At 65.2% G+C, this 17,308-nt stretch carries 14 protein-coding genes; 11 read left to right on the top strand and 3 right to left on the bottom strand.

Annotated elements, in window-relative coordinates:
• Window positions 1-281 precede the first annotated feature (281 nt).
• From trxB to infA, 4 genes are all read left to right on the top strand, one after another.
• A complete protein-coding gene (trxB, locus tag VZ068_RS10700; protein WP_349657602.1) occupies window positions 282-1,250 on the top strand; it encodes a thioredoxin-disulfide reductase in 969 nt (322 codons plus the stop codon).
• 57 nt (window positions 1,251-1,307) lie between these two features.
• Window positions 1,308-2,426, top strand: a complete 1,119-nt coding sequence (locus tag VZ068_RS10695) for a GNAT family N-acetyltransferase (RefSeq protein ID WP_349657601.1) — start codon at window positions 1,308-1,310, stop codon at window positions 2,424-2,426.
• A gap of 40 nt (window positions 2,427-2,466) precedes the next feature.
• The gene (gene aat, locus VZ068_RS10690) at window positions 2,467-3,216 is read left to right on the top strand and encodes a leucyl/phenylalanyl-tRNA--protein transferase (protein WP_349657600.1); all 750 of its coding nucleotides are present in this window, start codon (window positions 2,467-2,469) and stop codon (window positions 3,214-3,216) included.
• An 80-nt stretch (window positions 3,217-3,296) separates the two neighbouring features.
• The gene (gene infA / locus VZ068_RS10685; RefSeq protein WP_002813418.1) at window positions 3,297-3,515 is read left to right on the top strand and encodes a translation initiation factor IF-1; all 219 of its coding nucleotides are present in this window, start codon (window positions 3,297-3,299) and stop codon (window positions 3,513-3,515) included.
• A 406-nt stretch (window positions 3,516-3,921) separates the two neighbouring features.
• Here infA and clpA read toward each other — a convergent pair whose 3' ends face one another.
• Window positions 3,922-6,204: an ATP-dependent Clp protease ATP-binding subunit ClpA gene (clpA, locus tag VZ068_RS10680; RefSeq protein ID WP_349657599.1), complete on the bottom strand. Its 2,283-nt coding sequence runs from the start codon at window positions 6,202-6,204 to the stop codon at window positions 3,922-3,924.
• 142 nt (window positions 6,205-6,346) lie between these two features.
• Window positions 6,347-6,667 (bottom strand): ATP-dependent Clp protease adapter ClpS, encoded by a 321-nt coding sequence (gene clpS, locus VZ068_RS10675; protein WP_104582664.1) that lies wholly within the window; start codon window positions 6,665-6,667, stop codon window positions 6,347-6,349.
• 251 nt (window positions 6,668-6,918) lie between these two features.
• Between clpS and VZ068_RS10670 the strand changes: the two genes are divergently transcribed.
• The 6 genes from VZ068_RS10670 to VZ068_RS10645 all read left to right on the top strand — a co-directional run bounded on the left by VZ068_RS10670 (window position 6,919) and on the right by VZ068_RS10645 (window position 11,794).
• On the top strand, window positions 6,919-7,377 hold the full coding sequence (locus tag VZ068_RS10670; RefSeq protein ID WP_349657598.1) for an NUDIX hydrolase: 459 nt from the start codon (window positions 6,919-6,921) through the stop codon (window positions 7,375-7,377).
• The gene (mnmA, locus tag VZ068_RS10665; protein ID WP_349657597.1) at window positions 7,374-8,510 is read left to right on the top strand and encodes a tRNA 2-thiouridine(34) synthase MnmA; all 1,137 of its coding nucleotides are present in this window, start codon (window positions 7,374-7,376) and stop codon (window positions 8,508-8,510) included. The genes VZ068_RS10670 and mnmA overlap by 4 nt, the downstream gene beginning before the upstream one ends.
• Window positions 8,510-9,124 (top strand): high frequency lysogenization protein HflD, encoded by a 615-nt coding sequence (gene hflD, locus VZ068_RS10660; protein WP_259149907.1) that lies wholly within the window; start codon window positions 8,510-8,512, stop codon window positions 9,122-9,124. Before mnmA ends, hflD begins: the two co-directional genes overlap by 1 nt.
• A gap of 145 nt (window positions 9,125-9,269) precedes the next feature.
• The gene (locus VZ068_RS10655) at window positions 9,270-10,460 is read left to right on the top strand and encodes a methyl-accepting chemotaxis protein (RefSeq protein ID WP_046964050.1); all 1,191 of its coding nucleotides are present in this window, start codon (window positions 9,270-9,272) and stop codon (window positions 10,458-10,460) included.
• A gap of 86 nt (window positions 10,461-10,546) precedes the next feature.
• Window positions 10,547-10,834 (top strand): hypothetical protein, encoded by a 288-nt coding sequence (locus tag VZ068_RS10650; protein ID WP_259168017.1) that lies wholly within the window; start codon window positions 10,547-10,549, stop codon window positions 10,832-10,834.
• Between the two features lie 276 nt (window positions 10,835-11,110).
• A complete protein-coding gene (locus tag VZ068_RS10645) occupies window positions 11,111-11,794 on the top strand; it encodes a hypothetical protein (protein ID WP_349657596.1) in 684 nt (227 codons plus the stop codon).
• A 473-nt stretch (window positions 11,795-12,267) separates the two neighbouring features.
• Here VZ068_RS10645 and VZ068_RS10640 read toward each other — a convergent pair whose 3' ends face one another.
• Window positions 12,268-15,054, bottom strand: coding sequence for an EAL domain-containing protein (locus tag VZ068_RS10640; RefSeq protein WP_349657595.1), 2,787 nt, complete (start codon window positions 15,052-15,054; stop codon window positions 12,268-12,270).
• Window positions 15,055-15,173: 119 nt separating this feature from the next.
• Between VZ068_RS10640 and VZ068_RS10635 the strand changes: the two genes are divergently transcribed.
• Complete coding sequence (locus tag VZ068_RS10635; RefSeq protein ID WP_259168025.1) at window positions 15,174-17,306, top strand: PAS domain S-box protein; 2,133 nt, start codon at window positions 15,174-15,176, stop codon at window positions 17,304-17,306.
• The last annotated feature ends 2 nt before the right edge of the window (window positions 17,307-17,308 follow it).

Here is a 17,308-nt window from a genome sequence, read left to right as displayed (position 1 = left end):
GTAGCCAGACCTTAGAAAAATGCTGTTAGTGGTTGATAATAAACGACTGAGGCCACGGTTTCAGCAGTTGAATGAGCGCCGGTTGCCAGCATGCCCGGCGGCCAACGAAAAACGCCGCACAAGGCGGCGTCGAGCATGCGTTGCGGGCGGACCATGCCATCTGCGGTTCAAGCAGTTCCATCGCGCCGCCTTGATTCACCGGGTGGGGACCGCCACTCTATGCCGCCACGGGGGCGCTCTAATGAGCGCCGTCCCTACCAATTCCTAGATCGCGAGTATACATGAGCGCCTCATCTGCCAGTCCCGCCAAGCATTCCCGCCTGCTGATCCTGGGCTCCGGCCCGGCCGGCTGGACCGCCGCGGTCTACGCCGCCCGCGCCAACCTCAAGCCGGTGGTGATCACCGGCCTACAGCAAGGCGGCCAGCTGATGACCACCACCGAGGTGGACAATTGGCCGGGCGATCCCCACGGCCTGATGGGCCCGGACCTGATGAATCGCATGCAGGCGCACGCCGAGCGCTTCGAGACCGAGGTGATCTTCGACCACATCCATACCGCCGATCTGTCGCAGCGCCCGTTCCGGCTGACCGGCGATGGCGCCGAGTACACCTGCGACGCGCTGATCATCGCCACTGGCGCCACCGCCAAGTATCTGGGCATCCCCAGCGAGGAAGCCTTCAAGGGCCGCGGCGTGTCTGCCTGCGCCACCTGCGACGGGTTCTTCTACAAGGACCAGGACGTGGTGGTGGTCGGTGGCGGAAACACCGCGGTCGAAGAGGCGCTGTACCTGTCCAACATCGCCCGCAAGGTCTACCTGGTGCACCGCCGCGACACCCTGCGCGCGGAAAAGATCATGCAGGACAAGCTGTTCGCCAAGGTCGCCGCCGGCAAGATCGAAACCGTCTGGCACCACGCCATCGAGGAAGTACTGGGCAACGATGCCGGCGTGACCGGCGTGCGGGTCAAGTCCACCGTCGACGGCAGCACCCGCGACATCGACGCGCACGGCTTCTTCGTCGCCATCGGCCACCACCCCAATACGCAACTGTTCGACGGCCAGCTGGCCATGAACAACGGCTACCTGGAAATCCGCTCCGGCCTGAACGGCGCAGCGACCGAGACCTCGGTGGCCGGCGTATTCGCGGCCGGCGACGTCGCCGACCAGCACTACCGCCAGGCCATCACCTCGGCCGGCTTCGGCTGCATGGCCGCGCTGGATGCCGAGCGTTACCTCGACAAGAGCGCCTGAGATGGCCGTTGACCGCCGGCCGCGCCGCGCGGACAGCAGCACCAGCGGACCGCGCGCATGAGCGTGACAGCCCGCTGGTGCCGCCGGCTGGAAGAGCTTCAGGCCGGCGCCTGGGACGCGCTGCACGACGGCAGCCACCCCTTCGTCAGCGCTGCATTTCTGCAAGGCCTGGAACGCGAAGGCTGCCTGCGCCCGGACTGGGGCTGGAATCCGCTGCATCTGACCCTGTGGCAGGGCGACACGCTGGTCGCTGCGGCTCCGGGGTATCTGAAGAACAATTCGCACGGCGAGTTCGTGTTCGATCACGCCTGGGCACACGCGTACGCGCGTTACGGGCAGGAGTATTTTCCCAAGTGGCTGTGCGGGGTGCCCTACTCGCCGGTGACCGGCCCGCGCCTGCTCGGCGCGCCTAGATGGCGCGGATACCTGTTGGCCGCGATGCGCGAGCTGGTGGAGCGCAGCAGCCTGTCCTCGGCGCACGTGAATTTTCATCTGGCCGATGAAGATGCCGCATTCGATGCCGATTGGCTGGAACGCAACGACCTGCAATACCACTGGCACAACACCAGCGGCTGGCGCGATTTCGAAAGTTTTCTGGCGGCGATGGACCACAAGCGCCGCAAGAACATCCGCCAGGAACGGGCCAAGGTGCAGCGGGCCGGTATCCGCATGCGCGTGGTGCATGGCGACGACGCCAGCCAGGACGACCTGGCCGCGATGTACGGCTTCTATCTGAAGACCTTCAACGAGTACGGCAATTCGCCCGCGCTGACGCCGCAGTTCCTGCAGCACCTGGCAACGGCCATGCCGCGCCAGCTGGTGATGTTCCTGGCCGATCTCGATGGCCGCCCGATCGCCGGCGCGCTGTGCCTGCGCGGCCACGACACCCTGTACGGGCGTTACTGGGGCGGCGACGCCCTGCCCGGCCTGCACTTCGAAACTTGCTACTACCAGGGCCTGGAGTATTGCCTGCGCGAGGGCCTGGCCCGCTTCGAGCCCGGCGCGCAGGGCGAGCACAAGATCGCACGCGGCTTTCTGCCGACACTGGTCCGCAGCCGCCACTGGATCGCCGACCCCGGTTTCCGCGAACCGCTGGCGCAGTGGTGCGCCGACGAGCGCGAGGCCGTGGCCAGGCATGCGATAGAACTGGCAGACCACAGCCCGTTTCGCGACTGACCGATGTGCCACGCGCACGCGGCACCGCTAGACTCAGCTCATGTCGCGCGCCCTGCCCCACCTGCTGTCACCTGACCCTGCCAGTCCGTTCCCCCCGGTCGAACGGGCCTTGCGCGAGCCCGATGGCCTGCTCGCCATCGGCGGCGACCTGCAGCCGCAACGCCTGCTCACCGCGTATGCGCACGGCATCTTCCCCTGGTTTTCGGACGGACAACCCATCCTGTGGTGGAGCCCCGACCCGCGCATGGTCTTTCGCAGCGATGGCGTGCGCCTGTCGTCGCGCTTCAAGCGACAGTTGCGCAATTGCCGCTGGACACTGCGTGCCGATACCGCATTTGAACAGGTCATTGCCGCCTGTGCGTCCAGTCCGCGTCCCGGACAGGACGGCACCTGGATTACCGAGCAGATGCAGGCTGCATATGTCGATCTGCACCATCGCGGCCACGCGCATTCACTGGAAGTGTTCGATGGCACGCGCCTGGTCGGCGGCATCTACGGCGTGGCGGTCGGCCGGATGTTCTTCGGGGAAAGCATGTTCAGCGCGGAAAGCGGCGGCTCTAAAGTCGCACTCGCCGCCCTGGCCGCCGACCTGCATGCGCGCGGATGGCCGCTGATCGATGCGCAGGTGGAAAACCCGCACCTGCTCAGCCTGGGTGCGCACCACATGCCACGCCCGGAGTTTCTGCAGCACGTGCGGCGCCAGGTTGGCCTGGCGGAACCGGCCGGCAGCTGGTCCGAACGCTACGGCGAACGGTCCGTCACGGCGCTGGGTGAAGCCCGCTTAACATAAAATTTGCACCACGGGGAGATGGGGCGTAAAATGCCGTCCCTTACGGCCCTTCCGGGCCAGCTTTGATTGCACAGGATTACATGTCGAAAGACGACTCCATTGAATTCGAAGGCAGCGTCAGCGAGACGCTTCCCAACACCACGTTCCGGGTCAAGCTGGAAAACGGGCATGAGATCATCGCCCATATCTCCGGCCGTATGCGCAAGAACTACATCCGCATCCTGACCGGCGACCGGGTCAAAGTTGAGATGACTCCCTACGACCTGACCAAGGGTCGTATTACCTACCGCATGAAGTAAGCGGTTCTGGTGTGAGACGCAAGGCGGTCATTGGCCGCTTTTTGTCGTGCCCGCGATTTGGTGAGGGGCGTGTGTCTTAGCCAAGCGTGGGCAAACGCGTTGCATATTCCCTGGTCAAATGCGATCGGTGAGCTGCTGACGGATGTCCGATCGCTGGCCGACCTCAAACCGCGCACTCGGGCACCACCCTTCGAACGCATCGCTTGAGCAGATGGCAGTGCCTGCTTGTCCCGCGCCCCGTCTATCCTGCGTCGCCAGATCTGGTTGCAGAACCCGGGTGTTGCACTGAGCGAGTTCGGGCAATCAGGCGGTCACTCGCCGTTGGCACGACATCGCACCGTCCGGGCATAAAAAAAGCCGCTCATCCGAGCGGCTTTTCTGGAACTCATCGAACCTGCTACGGCGATCAGTCGACAGTTGCCGGCAACAAGCGCTCCGGTTCCGGATGCGCTTCCACCACCAGCTCGCCGTCCTTGACGTCGATATTGACCCGGCCGCCTTCCACCAGCTTGCCGAACAGCAGCTCGTCGGCCAGCGGACGCTTGATCTTCTCCTGGATCACCCGCGACATCGGGCGCGCGCCCATCAACGGGTCGAAACCGTGCTGGGCCAGCCAATCGCGCGCGGTCGGGGTCGCCGACAGCGAGACGTGCTTTTCCTGCAGCAGCATTTCCAGCTCAATGATGAACTTGTCCACCACGCGCAGGATGTGGTCGAAGCCCAACGGCTGGAACTGCACGATCGCGTCCAGACGGTTGCGGAACTCCGGCGTGAAGCCGCGGCGGATCGACTCCATCGCGTCGGTGGAATGATCCTGCTTGGTAAAGCCGATCGACCGCCGCGACGCCTGCGTGGCACCGGCGTTGGTGGTCATCACCAGGATCACGTTCTTGAAGTTGGCTTCGCGCCCGTTGGTGTCGGTGAGGATGCCGCGATCCATGACCTGCAACAGGATGTTGAAGATGTCCGGGTGCGCCTTTTCAACCTCGTCCAGCAACAGCACGCAGTGTGGCGTTTTGACGATCTTCTCGGTCAGCAAGCCGCCCTGGTCGAAGCCGACGTAGCCCGGAGGCGCGCCGATCAGGCGACTGATCGAATGCGCTTCCATGTACTCGGACATGTCGAAACGCACCAGCTCGATGCCCAACTGCAGCGCGAGCTGCTTGGTCACCTCGGTCTTGCCGACACCGGTGGGGCCGGCAAACAGGAAGTTGCCGATCGGCTTTTCCGGATTGGCCAGGCCAGAACGCGCCAGCTTGATCGAACCGGCCAGGGTTTCGATGGCCGGGTTCTGGCCGAAGATCACCATCTTGAGGTTGCGCTCCAGATGCTGCAGCACGTCCTTGTCGGTCGCACTGACCTGCTTGGCCGGAATGCGCGCCATCTTGGCCACGATGGTTTCGATCTCCTCGATGTCGATCAGCTCCTTGCGCACGCCATCGGGCAGCAGACGCTGACGCGCGCCGGCCTCGTCCATCACATCGATGGCCTTGTCCGGCAACAGGCGGTCGCCGATATGCTTGACCGACAGGTCCACCGCAGCCTGCAACGCGTCGTCGGCATAGATCACGCCATGGTGCGCTTCGTACTTGGGCTTGAGGCCCTGCAGGATCTCGAAGGTTTCGCCGACAGTCGGCTCGACGATGTCGATCTTCTGGAAGCGACGCGCCAATGCACGGTCTTTTTCGAAGATGCCGCGGTATTCCTGGAACGTGGTCGAGCCGATGCAGCGCAGCTCGCCGGATGCCAGTGCCGGCTTGATCAGGTTGGAAGCGTCCATGGTGCCGCCCGAGGCCGAGCCGGCGCCGATGATGGTGTGGATCTCATCGATGAACAGCACCGCGTTGGGCACCTTCTTCAACGCGGTCAGTACGCCCTTGAGGCGCTTTTCGAAGTCGCCGCGGTACTTGGTGCCGGCGACCAGCGCGCCCAGGTCCAACGAGAAGATCACCGCATCGGCGAGCACTTCCGGCACGTCGTTGTCGACGATGCGCTTGGCCAGACCCTCGGCGATCGCGGTCTTGCCCACGCCGGCCTCGCCCACGTACAGCGGGTTGTTCTTGCGGCGACGGCACAGGACCTGGATGGTCCGCTCGATCTCATCGGCGCGGCCGACCAGCGGGTCGATCTTGCCGTTGCGCGCCTGCTCGTTGAGGTTGGTGGCGTACTCGGCCAGCGCGTCGCCTTTGGCCTCGCCCTCCCCGCCCTCGCTCTTGGGCTCGCCGTCGGAGGCGGACGGCTGCTCACCGTCTTCGCCCAGCTTGGCGATGCCGTGGGACAGGTAATTGACGATGTCCAGGCGGGTGATGTCCTGCTGATTCAGGAAATACACCGCGTGCGAGTCTTTTTCGCCAAAGATCGCGACCAGCACGTTGGCACCGGTGACTTCCTTCTTGCCCGAGGACTGCACGTGGTAGACCGCACGCTGCAGCACACGCTGGAACCCCAGAGTGGGCTGGGTGTCGCGGCCATCGTCTTCGGCCAGGCGTGAGACCGAGGCCTCGATTGCCTGTTCCAGGTCGTTGTGCAGCCGTAACTGGTCCGCCCCGCAGGCCTTGAGCACGGCTTGCGCAGAAGGGTTGTCCAGCAGCGAGAGCAGCAGGTGCTCGACGGTCATGAACTCATGACGCGCCTCGCGTGCTCGCTTGTAGCACTGGCCGATTGTTTGCTCTAGGTCTTTGCTGAACATTGGTAACTCCGAACGGCTGTTGCCAACAATATGCGGCTTTTGTCGGGATTTTCCACAACCCTATCGGATAGGCATGTTCAGACGGCGTTAGCACGTGATCGCAGCCACACTGTTGCGCTGCTGGAACGACCTCCAGGCTCGCTCAGGCCTGTTCCATCGTGCACAGCAGCGGGTGCTGGTTCATGCGCGAAAATTCGTTGACCTGCGCCACCTTGGACTCGGCCACTTCGCGGCTGTAGACCCCGCAGACCCCGCGCCCGCGGGTATGGACATGCAGCATGACCTGGGTGGCCCGCTCCAGATCGAGGTTGAAAAACTGCTGCAGCACGGTCACCACGAAGTCCATCGGGGTGTAGTCGTCGTTCAGCAGCAGCACCTGGTAACGCGGCGGTGGCGCCACTTCAGGCTTGCTGGCTTCGACCGTGAGGCCATGATCGTGTTCGTGAGAGGTCTTCCGAGGCATCCAGCCATTATACGGTTCATCGCCGCACGCATTGGACGATTTGCGCCGCGGCCCGCACAATTTGTCTCCGATATCCCCGGCTGGCCCTTGATGACCGATACCCCGACCGCGCTGCGACTGGCGCCGTCTTCCGCAGCATCCCGGCATGCCTGCGCGCCCCTGTCCGCACCACGCGGCCGTGCGGGTCGCCTCGGCACCGATGCGGTGACCGGCGCAATGGCCGGCCCCGCGCCCGCCCAGGAGCACGACCGATGAGCACTTCCGAACAGCGCTGGCACCCGGATGTCACCGTGGCCACCGTGGTGGTGCGCGATGGGCGCTTGCTGCAGGTTGAAGAGACCATCGCAGGCAGGCTGTTGCTGAACCAGCCTGCAGGCCACCTGGAGCCGAACGAAAGCCTGCTGGACGCGGCGGTGCGCGAGACCCTGGAAGAGACCGGCTGGGACGTGCGGCTGACCCACTTCATCGGCACCTACCAGTGGGTGGCACCAAGCGGCCAGTGCTTCCTGCGCTTCGCGTTCGTTGGCGAGGCGGTGACCCATCACCCGGAGCGCAGCCTGGATACCGGCGTGGTGCGTGCGCTGTGGATGACCCCGGATGAGTTGCGCGAGGCGACCGATCGGCTGCGCAGTCCATTGGTGTGGGAAGTGGTGGCCGACTTCCTGGCCGGGCAGCGTCACCCGCTGGCCTTGGTGCGGCACGTCGCATGAGTACGCCGCGCATCGTGGTGGGCGTCTCGGGCGGCGTGGATTCGTCGGTGGCGGCGTGGAAACTGGCGCAGCAAGGCGAGCCGATCGCCGGGTTGTTCATGCAGAACTGGGCCGACGACGGCAGTGGCGATTGCCGCGCCGAAGACGACCGGCGCGATGCGGTGGCGGTCTGCGGGGTGCTGGGTATCCCGTTCCACTTTCGCGATTTTTCCGGCGAATACTGGAGCGGCGTATTCGAGCATTTCCTGGCCGAATACGCGGCCGGGCGCACGCCGAACCCGGACGTGCTGTGCAACCGCGAGGTCAAGTTCAAGCACTTTCTGGATGCGGCCCAGGCGCTGGGCGCCGAGCGCATCGCCACCGGCCACTATGCGCAGGTGGCGCATCGCGGCGGTCGCTGGCGCCTGCTGCGCGGTGCCGACCGCGGCAAGGACCAGAGCTATTTCCTGCATCAACTGGGGCAGACCCAGCTGGCTGCCACCTTGTTCCCGATCGGTGATCTGGAAAAGAGCACGTTGCGCCGCATCGCCCAGGACGCTGGCCTGCCAACCCACGCCAAGAAGGATTCCACCGGGATCTGCTTTATCGGCGAGCGCGACTTCCGCGAATTTCTGGGGCGCTACCTGCCCGCCCGCAGCGGCGAGATCCGCGACCCGCAGGGGCAACGCATCGCCGACCATCCGGGGGTGTTCTATTTCACCCTGGGTCAGCGCGAAGGCCTGAACATCGGCGGCGTGCGTGGCCGGGCGGCAGCGCCCTGGTACGTGGTCGGCAAGGATGTGGCCAGCAACGTGCTGTACGTGGACCAGGACCGCGACAGCCCTTTGCTGCAATCGTGCTGGCTGCAATCCGAGCAGGCTCACTGGGTGACCGGTGCACCGCCTGCGCGCCGCTTCAGCTGCACTGCGCAGACCCGCTATCGGCAGCCGGACGAGCCGTGCACGGTGGATGTGCAGGACGACGGCAGCGTGCAGGTACGCTTCGAGCGGCCGCAGCGGGCGGTGACGCCCGGGCAATCGCTGGTGTTGTACGACGGCGAGGAATGCCTGGGCGGTGCGGTCATTGCCGCCACCGATGCGCCGCTGGAGCGCCAGCTGGCGGGATCTTCTTTTCCTCTTGAGGGTGTGGCTTGATGAGTTCTTCCATGGATCACCGTGTGCTGGCGCTTGCCGGCGTCGCACAGGCCTTGCAGCAGGTGCGGCGGATTGCCGAGACCGGCCATTCGGAAGCGGCGACGGTGCGCACCGCCATGGACAGCGTGTTCCGGGTGGATGCGGCATCGCCGGAGGCCGTGTACGGCTCGGCAGCGGCGGTAGCGCCCGGTCTGCGCCTGTTGCACAACTACTTCCGCAACCAGGCGCAGGACGATGTGCTGCCGCGCCTGGCGCTGGCAGTGCTGCAACTGGAGCGCCGTTTCGTACGCGACACCACGACCGTCTCCACGGTGTCCGGCGGCATCGCGTCCGCCGCCCGCCAGGCGCAGAACCTGAACGATAGCGCTCATCCGGATGTGCTCAGTGCGCTGGGCGGGCTGTACGCCCAGACCATCAGCCATCTGCGCCCCAAGGTCATGGTGCAGGGCAACCCGCATTACCTCGGCCAGGCAGGGGTGGTCGCTGAAATCCGTGCATTGTTGCTGGCAGCGGTGCGTTCGGCGGTGCTGTGGCGGCAGATGGGGGGCAGCCTGTGGGATTTCCTGTTTGCCAAACGCGCGATGAGCGAAGCGGTGGACCGCGCGCTGCGCTGAGCGGCAAACCAGGCGGTTTGAGGCGCCCGCAACAGGCGGTAGCGCTCGCCGATCGCAAGCGCATGGGCAGGACGATATGGTGATCGTCGCTAAAGACCACGGGGGTAGTGCCGATACAGCAACCGTGACTCTGCCGAGAACGCCCATGTATTCACGTCCACTCATCCGTCTAGCCGCTCCTTTGGCTCTGACCTTGCTGTTTCCCTTCGCTGTCGGATTCGACTGGCCCGCCTCGGTGCGCTGGGCAATCCTGGCGACCATGACCCTTAGTTGGTTGGTTTTCGCTGCCTGGGTGACGTATTCCCAGTTCCGGCGCAACCCGGACCAGACCCGCATCCTGCGCGAGCAGGACCAGCTGCTCAACGAACTGCGTACGTTCGTCAGCAACGAAGTCGACGGTTCGCGCTCGGAAGTCGAGCGTGCCCGCGAACTGATCCGCCAGGCCGTGTCCGGTCTTGGTGGCAGCTTCGAAGCGATGAACCGCAAGTCGCGCCAGCAGAGCCAGGCACTGGCCCGCATCGTCGACCGCGCAGGCGACGATGGCAGTGCCGGCGTCGACGTCGCCCGCTTCGCCCAGCACGCCAGCTCCCGCATGGAGCAATTGGTGGAAGCGCTGGAACAGGTGAGCGGCCAGAGCACCAACACCGTCCATCACATCGATGAGATGGCCCAGCACCTGGATGGCATCTTCGCGTTGCTGGAAGACGTCAAGTCGATCGCCGACCAGACCAACCTGCTGGCGTTGAACGCCGCCATCGAAGCAGCACGTGCCGGCGAAGCCGGTCGCGGCTTCGCGGTGGTGGCCGACGAGGTGCGCAACCTGTCCGAACGCTCCACCACCTTCAACGAACAGATCCGCAAGCTGGCCCACAGCTCCAAGGAATCGATCGCCAAGGTGCGTGAAACGGTCTCGCAGCTGGCCTCGCGTCACATGGACCGCTCCCGCGAGGCGCGCCATGAATCGGCCGCCATGCTGGAGAACGTCGCCCAGATCAACGCCTCGTTGGGCGATGGCATGCGCGAAATCTCCGAGTGCGCTCGGTCCATCGACGGCAGCGTGGCCGAAGCGGTCCGCGCCCTGCAGTTCGAAGACATTGCCACGCAGACCTTGAGCGGGATCCACACCCACCTCGATCGCCTCACCGCGATCAACCGCGAGGCGGTGGCACTGCAGGAACTGCTGCATCGCAATGGAGGCGTCTACGACAGCGACCTGGTTGCGTCGCTGGCCAAGGTGTCCAGCCGTCTGCGCGACATGCGTGTGGAGTGGGAACGCCCGCCACACAAGCCGGTCGCACAGCAGGGCATGGGTGCCGGCACGGTCGAGTTGTTCTAAGACCGATGTCTCCCCGCGGCTTCTGATCCCGACATTCCCCGGCCTTCCGGGGATTTGTCGTTCCGTAACGACCCGGTGTTCCGCTTATGACGCTTCTTGCCCCCACCACCGATGCCGACCCCACTGCCGCACTGCAGGCAGCAGCCTTGGCCACCGCCCATGCCCAGCGCATCGCACAGAGCGAAGCGGCCAGACCGGTGCTGCGGCGGGTACGGTTGCCGGCCGCACTGGAACGGCTGGAACTAGCCGCACGCGAGGAAGTCAAGGCGCTGATCAACCCGCGCCGCGATTGCAGCGAAGACGACCTGCTGTTTGCGACCGTGGCCTGGGACCTCGGCCTGGACGGCGCCGCCGTCGGTGCGTCGGCCCGCTGACCCCGTCAACGGCTGGGCGTGCCTCGGCAGGCGCCCCGCCGTGTTGTTGGACTGCCCGATCTCAGGTGCCTGAGCCGTCCGCTTCCTTCGCTCCTCCCGGCATCGCTGATGCCGTGCGTACGCGCTCCTTGCCCCCCTGCCCGGCCGAGACTCGCTCACACCGGCTGTGGTTTGTCAGGCCTGGCCAAGGCCTCTACCATCCATCTCACTTCCTGAGCCCGTCACCAAGTCGGGCGATCAGCATTGCTGTCTTCTTCGGATTGAGCACTGGATGCCATGAAAGCCGGTCGCCTGGCGTTGTTCGCGGCAGCACTTTCTCACTCGGCCAATGCGGCAGATGACAAGGTGTATCTTGAATTTCTCTGGGATGCCCGGCCACCTCATTCGATTGCCCGCCAGCAAACCATCCAGTTTTTGACCGATGGTCAGCACACTCACCAGGTGTGTGTCGCGACCAATCTCGCCGACACCGATGTAGGTGGGTTGGTAGTGAAGGCGTTCGATGCCTCCGGGCAGGAAGTGTCGAACCACCATTACCCCGACTACCGGGGCGTTAAGCGCTGCTACGGTGCCGATCTGGGCCAGGGAGGCAAGCCTGGCCTGTGGACGTTTCGCGCAAGCACGGGAGATGGGCGCACCGGGGAAGAGACGTTGCAGGTCCATGCCAGGCTGGCAGACTCGCCACTGTCGAACGATCCGGGAACACCGTATGTGGTTGGCCGCCCGAACCATGACACAGCGATCCCGCCTGCCGAGTGGCATGGCCGCCTTGTCTGGGAAATGCAGGTCAATCCACAAGGCACGGTGACCGCGGTGACCGTGGTGACAGCAGAAGGCGTTGGCTTGAAACTTCGCAGCCGTGCGATCGCAGCCGGCTATCTGTCCCTTTTCTTCCCTGATGAACGGCGAGAGCGCACGCCGCTGCTCTGGAGGCGCGAGCTGTCGTTCGAACCGGAATAAGGCCGGCACGACGCCGGTCGATCACGCTACATCGGTCGATGCGTATCGCGTGACACGGGTACGCTGGCAGTCATGCATGCACTGAACAACAGCCCTCGTTCTTCGTGGCGCTATCGAGCCATGCTGGATCCGTTCGGAGGATGTTCCAACCGCTTCCGGGGAGATCCATAACATCTTGCACCGACCCATCAGGCGATGCGTCTGGACCGGGTTGTGTCCCTGTCCAGCAACGACAACATCGAGGTGTCTACACGATGCCAGTGTCGCCTGTGACGAGCAAGCGCGATCCGCGCCGCTTGCGCTGCACGTGCTGCACATCAGGTCGGGTTCTGCGCCAGATCGCCGGCAACAGGCAGGCAGCAAACCTGTCACCTGTCACCTGTCACCATACCGCAGCGCAGCGGGACGGAGCCGATCAGATAACTGGTGATACTGCGCGGCGCCACATATGCGGTGCCAGCATCGCCAACCGCTTAGCTGGCAATCACCAGCCGTGCGCCCAGCCGCATGCCGGCTTCGGCCTCGCGCAGCCACTGCGCCATGTCGCGTGGCGACAAGGGGCGCGAGTAGAAGTAGCCCTGGATCTCGTCGCAGCCCTGCTGGCGTAGCAAAGCATCTTCCTGCACGGTCTCCACGCCTTCGGCGACGACCTGCATGCCCAACGCATGGCCCAGATGCACGATGGCCTGGGTGACCTCGGCGGTGTTGGCATCGTCGAGCATGCCTTGCACGAAGCTGCGGTCGATCTTCAGGCGCTGCACCGGGAAGCGGTTGAGGTAATGCAGGTTCGAAAAGCCGGTACCGAAGTCGTCCACCGCCAGCAGCACGCCATTCTGCTCGAACAATTCGAAGCAACGGCGCAGCGAATCCGAATCGCGAATCAGCGCGGATTCGGTCAATTCCAGCTCCAGCCGCGATGGCGGCCAGCTGTTGTCGCGGCAGATTTCCAGCACGCGCTCGGCAAAGCCGCGTTCGCGCAACTGCACGGCCGAGACGTTGACGGCGATGCGGCTGAAATTGAGGCCGGCGCGGTCCCAGACCACCGCCTGGCGGCAGGCTTCGCCGATCACCCACTCGCCCAGACGCACGATCTCGCCGCACTCTTCGGCGATCGGGATGAATTCGACCGGACTGCAGGGACCATGGCCAGGACGATTCCAGCGCATCAGCGCTTCGATCGCCGGCGACGCATCGCCCACGGTATTGACCAGCGGCTGGTAGACCAGCGTGAACTCTTCGCGCTCGAGCGCGCCCTGCAGCGCATGCTCGAGCTCCAGCCGGCGCTGCGCACGCAGCAGCACGTCCTGGCTGTAGTAATGGAAGGTGTTGCGACCGGATTCCTTGGCCGCATACATCGCCGCATCGGCGGCGCGCAGCAGGCTGTCGAAATCCGACAGGCCTTCTCCCTGCAGCGCAATGCCGATGCTGGCACCGAGCTTGAGAGTGACGTGGTCCTTGCGGAGCGGCTCGCCCAGCGCGCTGATCAACTTGCGCGCGACATGGCCGGCGTCCTCCGGCTCGGAGAGATCGCGCAGCAGTACGATGAATTCGTCGTCGCTGAAGCGGCCGAACAGATCGCTGTTGCGCAGATGCTGATGCAGGCGCGCCGACGCGAGCTTGAGCAGATTGTCGCCGGTGGCATGGCCGAACGAGTCGTTGATGCTCTTGAAACCGTCCAGATCGATCAGCAGCATGGCCAGCACCTGGCCGCGCTCGTGCGCCTCGCGAATGGCGTTCTCTGCCTGCTCGCGCAGCAGGAAGCGGTTCGGCAGTCCGGTCAGGCGGTCGTAGTGCGCCAGCAGCTCGATGCGTTCGTTGGCTTCGCGCTCGCGGGTGACATCACGGAACAAGGCGACGAATCGTGGCGGCAGGCCTTCACGACGGTCCAGTTCGATCAGCACCTGCACCCAGATGCGTTGACCGGAGTTGCGGTAGAAGCACAGCTCCAGCTGCTCGGGCAGGCCGCCATCGGAGATGCGCAGCAGCGCCGCTTCGAAAGCGTCGCGCGAATCCTGGGTGTACAGCGCAAGCGCCTGCTCCAGGGTGATGTTTTCCTTGCGCAGGCCGTGGATGCGGTAGCACTCCTCGGTCCACTGCATGCGGCGGGTGTCGACCTCGATTTCGCAGCCGCCGATCTTGCCCAACGCGGACACGCGATTGAGCAACTCGGTGCGCCAGCGGATCAGCGCATCGGTCTGCCGCTGCTCGGTGACGTTCTGCAACTGGCCCAGCACACGCACCATGCTGCCGTCGCCATCGAACACCGGCTGCGCCCAGACCCGCAGATGATGCGGATTGACGCCGAGCAGGCCATTGACCTCCAGCTCGAAATGCACCGGCAGGCCTTCGTGCTTGATCTTGCGCCAGGCACCGCGCAGTTGCGCGACCGAGGGCCGGGCAAGCAGGCGCAGCAGATCGCGAATCCCACTCAAACGCAGTTGGGTCATGCCGAGCTGCTGCAGGAAATCCTGCGAGATCCACAGGTTGTCCTTCAGCGAATCCCAGCTCCAGCTACCCATGCTGGCGATGCGCTGGGCCTCTTCGAGCTGGGCCTGCTGCTCGCGCAGCTGCTGCTCGAGTAATTTGTGGTGATGCACGTCGGTATGGGTGCCGACCATGCGCAGCGGGCGGCCATCGGCGGTGCGCGAGACCACGCGGCCGCGATCGAGGATCCAGCGCCATTGGCCGTCGTGCTGGCGCAGCCGGAACTCGGCAACGTAGGTATCGGTACGCCCGTCCAGATGCGCCTGGACCGCGGCGCTGACCTGCGCGTGGTCGTCGGGATGAATCAGCCCGGACAACGCGGTGAGATTGTTCGGCAGGGGCTGCTCGGAATAACCGAGCATGCGGGTCCAACGTTCGGAGCGGTACACCACGTCGGCCGGGATATCCCAGTCCCACAACCCGTGGTCGGCGCTGTCCAGGCCCATTTCCCAGCGGCTGGTGCCATCGGCGCCCACCGGCTCGGGAATGCTCAGGGTGAAGGCCATGATCTGGCCATGTTCGTCGCAGACCGCACGCAGCCAGCCTTCCAGCCGTCCGCCCCCGGCTCCAGGCAACACGCAGGCCGCCATGCCGCCGTTTTCGGCCACCTGGACGCGGCTGCTCTCCAGCACTTCGGCATACGCACCAAGGGTTGCCGGCAGCCCCAGGGACTGCGCAACGCGATTGGCCGCCAGGGGCTGGCCATGCGCATCCAACAACACCACCGCTGAGGTCAGCGGGTGCTGCAGCATGCTTGCAATGACGCCTGAGTCCACTCTGGAACACTCCGAAGGATCGTCCCCGGCCTCGGGGTCGCAATGGATAACGGCCGCCCGACGGATTAGTTGAGGCGGGTGTTTGGGGCGCGACCGAACCGGGATCAGTTACGGCTACTATGTCCGCATCGCCAGCTCCAGAGGTCGTCCGCGGACCCATGCACCAACCTGTCGCAGCGCCCGCGTTCTCGTCGCCTCCGGTGTCCCGACTTCGCCTGGCCGAACGCCTGCAGCAAGGCCTGTGGACGCTGACCGGGCTGTACCTGTTGATCGGCGTGGTGTGGCTGCTGCTGGGCAACCGACTGCTGAACCTGGCTGGTGCGGCGGTACCGGAGCGCTGGTCCGACGCCAGCTTCCTGCTGGTGTCGAGCATCGTGATCCACCTGGTGCTGCGGCGCTTCATGACCTTGATCGTGGAAGAGCATGCGCAATTGGCGCAGTCCGAGGCCCTGCTGCAGGCCAAGTTCCTGGCCCTGCCCAGCCCGGCCTTCATCTACGACCTGGCCACCCTGCGCATCCTCGACGCCAATCCGGCGGCGCTGGAATTCTTCGGCTGGGAGCGCGACGAATTCCTGCAGCAGACGCTGCAGGCGATCTGGCCCAACGCCGATGGTGCGCGTCTGGAAGACATCATTGCGCAGATCCGCGGCAAGGGCGATGCCACCTGCGTGTTGAACGAAGATCTGCTGACCCGCGGCGGGCTGCGGCATGTCGAGGTGCGCAGCAATCAGCTGCATCTGGCCAGCGGCCCTGCCCGCCTGGTGGTGACAGTGGACCGCAGCGAAGAGCGACAGGCGCAGCATCTGCGCGACGAAGCGCTGGAGCGGCTGGAAGAAGCGCAAGGCATCGCGCGGTTGGGCTCATGGCAGCTTGATCGCACCACCGGCCTCGGCCGTTATTCGTCGGCGGTCTACCGCATCCTGGGGCGCAGCGTGCCGATGCATCGCCGCGAACATCGGCTGGAAGAGCTGCTGACCGCGTCCGACACCGCCACCCAGACGCGCATCGAACGCATGATCGAAGACATGTGCACCGGCGGCGAGGTACAGATCGATGTGCTGCTGCCGCTCACCGGCGGCGATTCGCAACCGCGCACCGTGCATCTTCGCGCAGAGAGCGTGACCCTGCCCAGCGGCGCGCGGCATGTGCACGGCACCTTGCAGGATGTCAGCGAACGCGAACAGTCGCGGCGTCTGCTGCGCGAACGCGAAGAACAGTTCCGCGAGTTGGTGCGGGTGCTGCCGGACGGCGTGCTGATCCTCGCCGACGAGCACGTGATGTACGCCAATGCCGCCGGCTCGATCCAGTTCGGCTTCCAGGGCGAAACCATCCTGGGCGAGCCCCTGCAGACGCTGGTCGGCGATTCCGACCTGTCGGTGGTGCGCGAGTATCTGCGCGCCGGCAGCGATCGCAATGAGCCGGTGTCCAGTGCGCGGGCGATGCGCCGTCGCGATGGCAGCACGTTCTATGCGGGCTTGTCGGCCGGCGATATCCGCTATGGCGGGCGCAGCTGCAAGCTGCTGGTGGTGCGCGACCTGAGCGAGCCCGAGCGCATACGCGACGCGCTGGCCGAGAGCAACGCGGAGCTGCAGGCCATGGCCAAGCGCCTGTTCTCGCTGCAGGAAGACGAACGCCGCGCGATCTCGCGCGATCTGCACGACGATATCGGCCAGGCGATCACGGCGATGAAGCTGTCCGCGCACGCCGCGCTGGACGAACCGGATCCCGACGCGCGCCGCGAAGACCTGCTGGAAGTGGTGTCGCTGGCCGACAGCACCGTGACCAAGCTGCGCAACCTGTCGATGCTGCTGCGTCCGCCGCAACTGGACGCGCTGGGGCTGGAAGCGGCGTTGCGCTGGCAGGCGTCGATGCTGTTCCGCGCCTCGCACGTGCGCCTGGAACTGGACATCCAGGCGCTCGACGTCCGCCCGGGCAACGAGATCGAGCAGGCCTGCTTCCGGATTGCGCAGGAAAGCCTGACCAACGCCTTGCGGCATGCATGCGCGGGCGAGGTTCGCATGAGCCTGCAATCGATCGACAGCGAGAGTTTCCGCCTGGAAGTCAGCGACGACGGCGATGGCTTCGAGCCGGAAGGCCCGCGCGGGCTTGGACTGATCGTGATGCGTGAGCGCGCGCAAACCGTCGGCGGCGTGCTCGCGATAGACTCTGCACCCGGAGCAGGCACGCGCGTGACGTTGCGCCTGCCCTATCACCCGGCCGGCGAGTCCGTCCACGAAGATGGTGGACGTTGAGT

Origin of the sequence: Xanthomonas sp. 10-10 (genome assembly GCF_040182365.1) — a bacterium.
GTDB lineage: Bacteria > Pseudomonadota > Gammaproteobacteria > Xanthomonadales > Xanthomonadaceae > Xanthomonas > Xanthomonas arboricola_F.
Note: the sequence above shows the minus strand (reverse complement) of the source record. Positions and strands in the feature narration are given on the sequence as shown.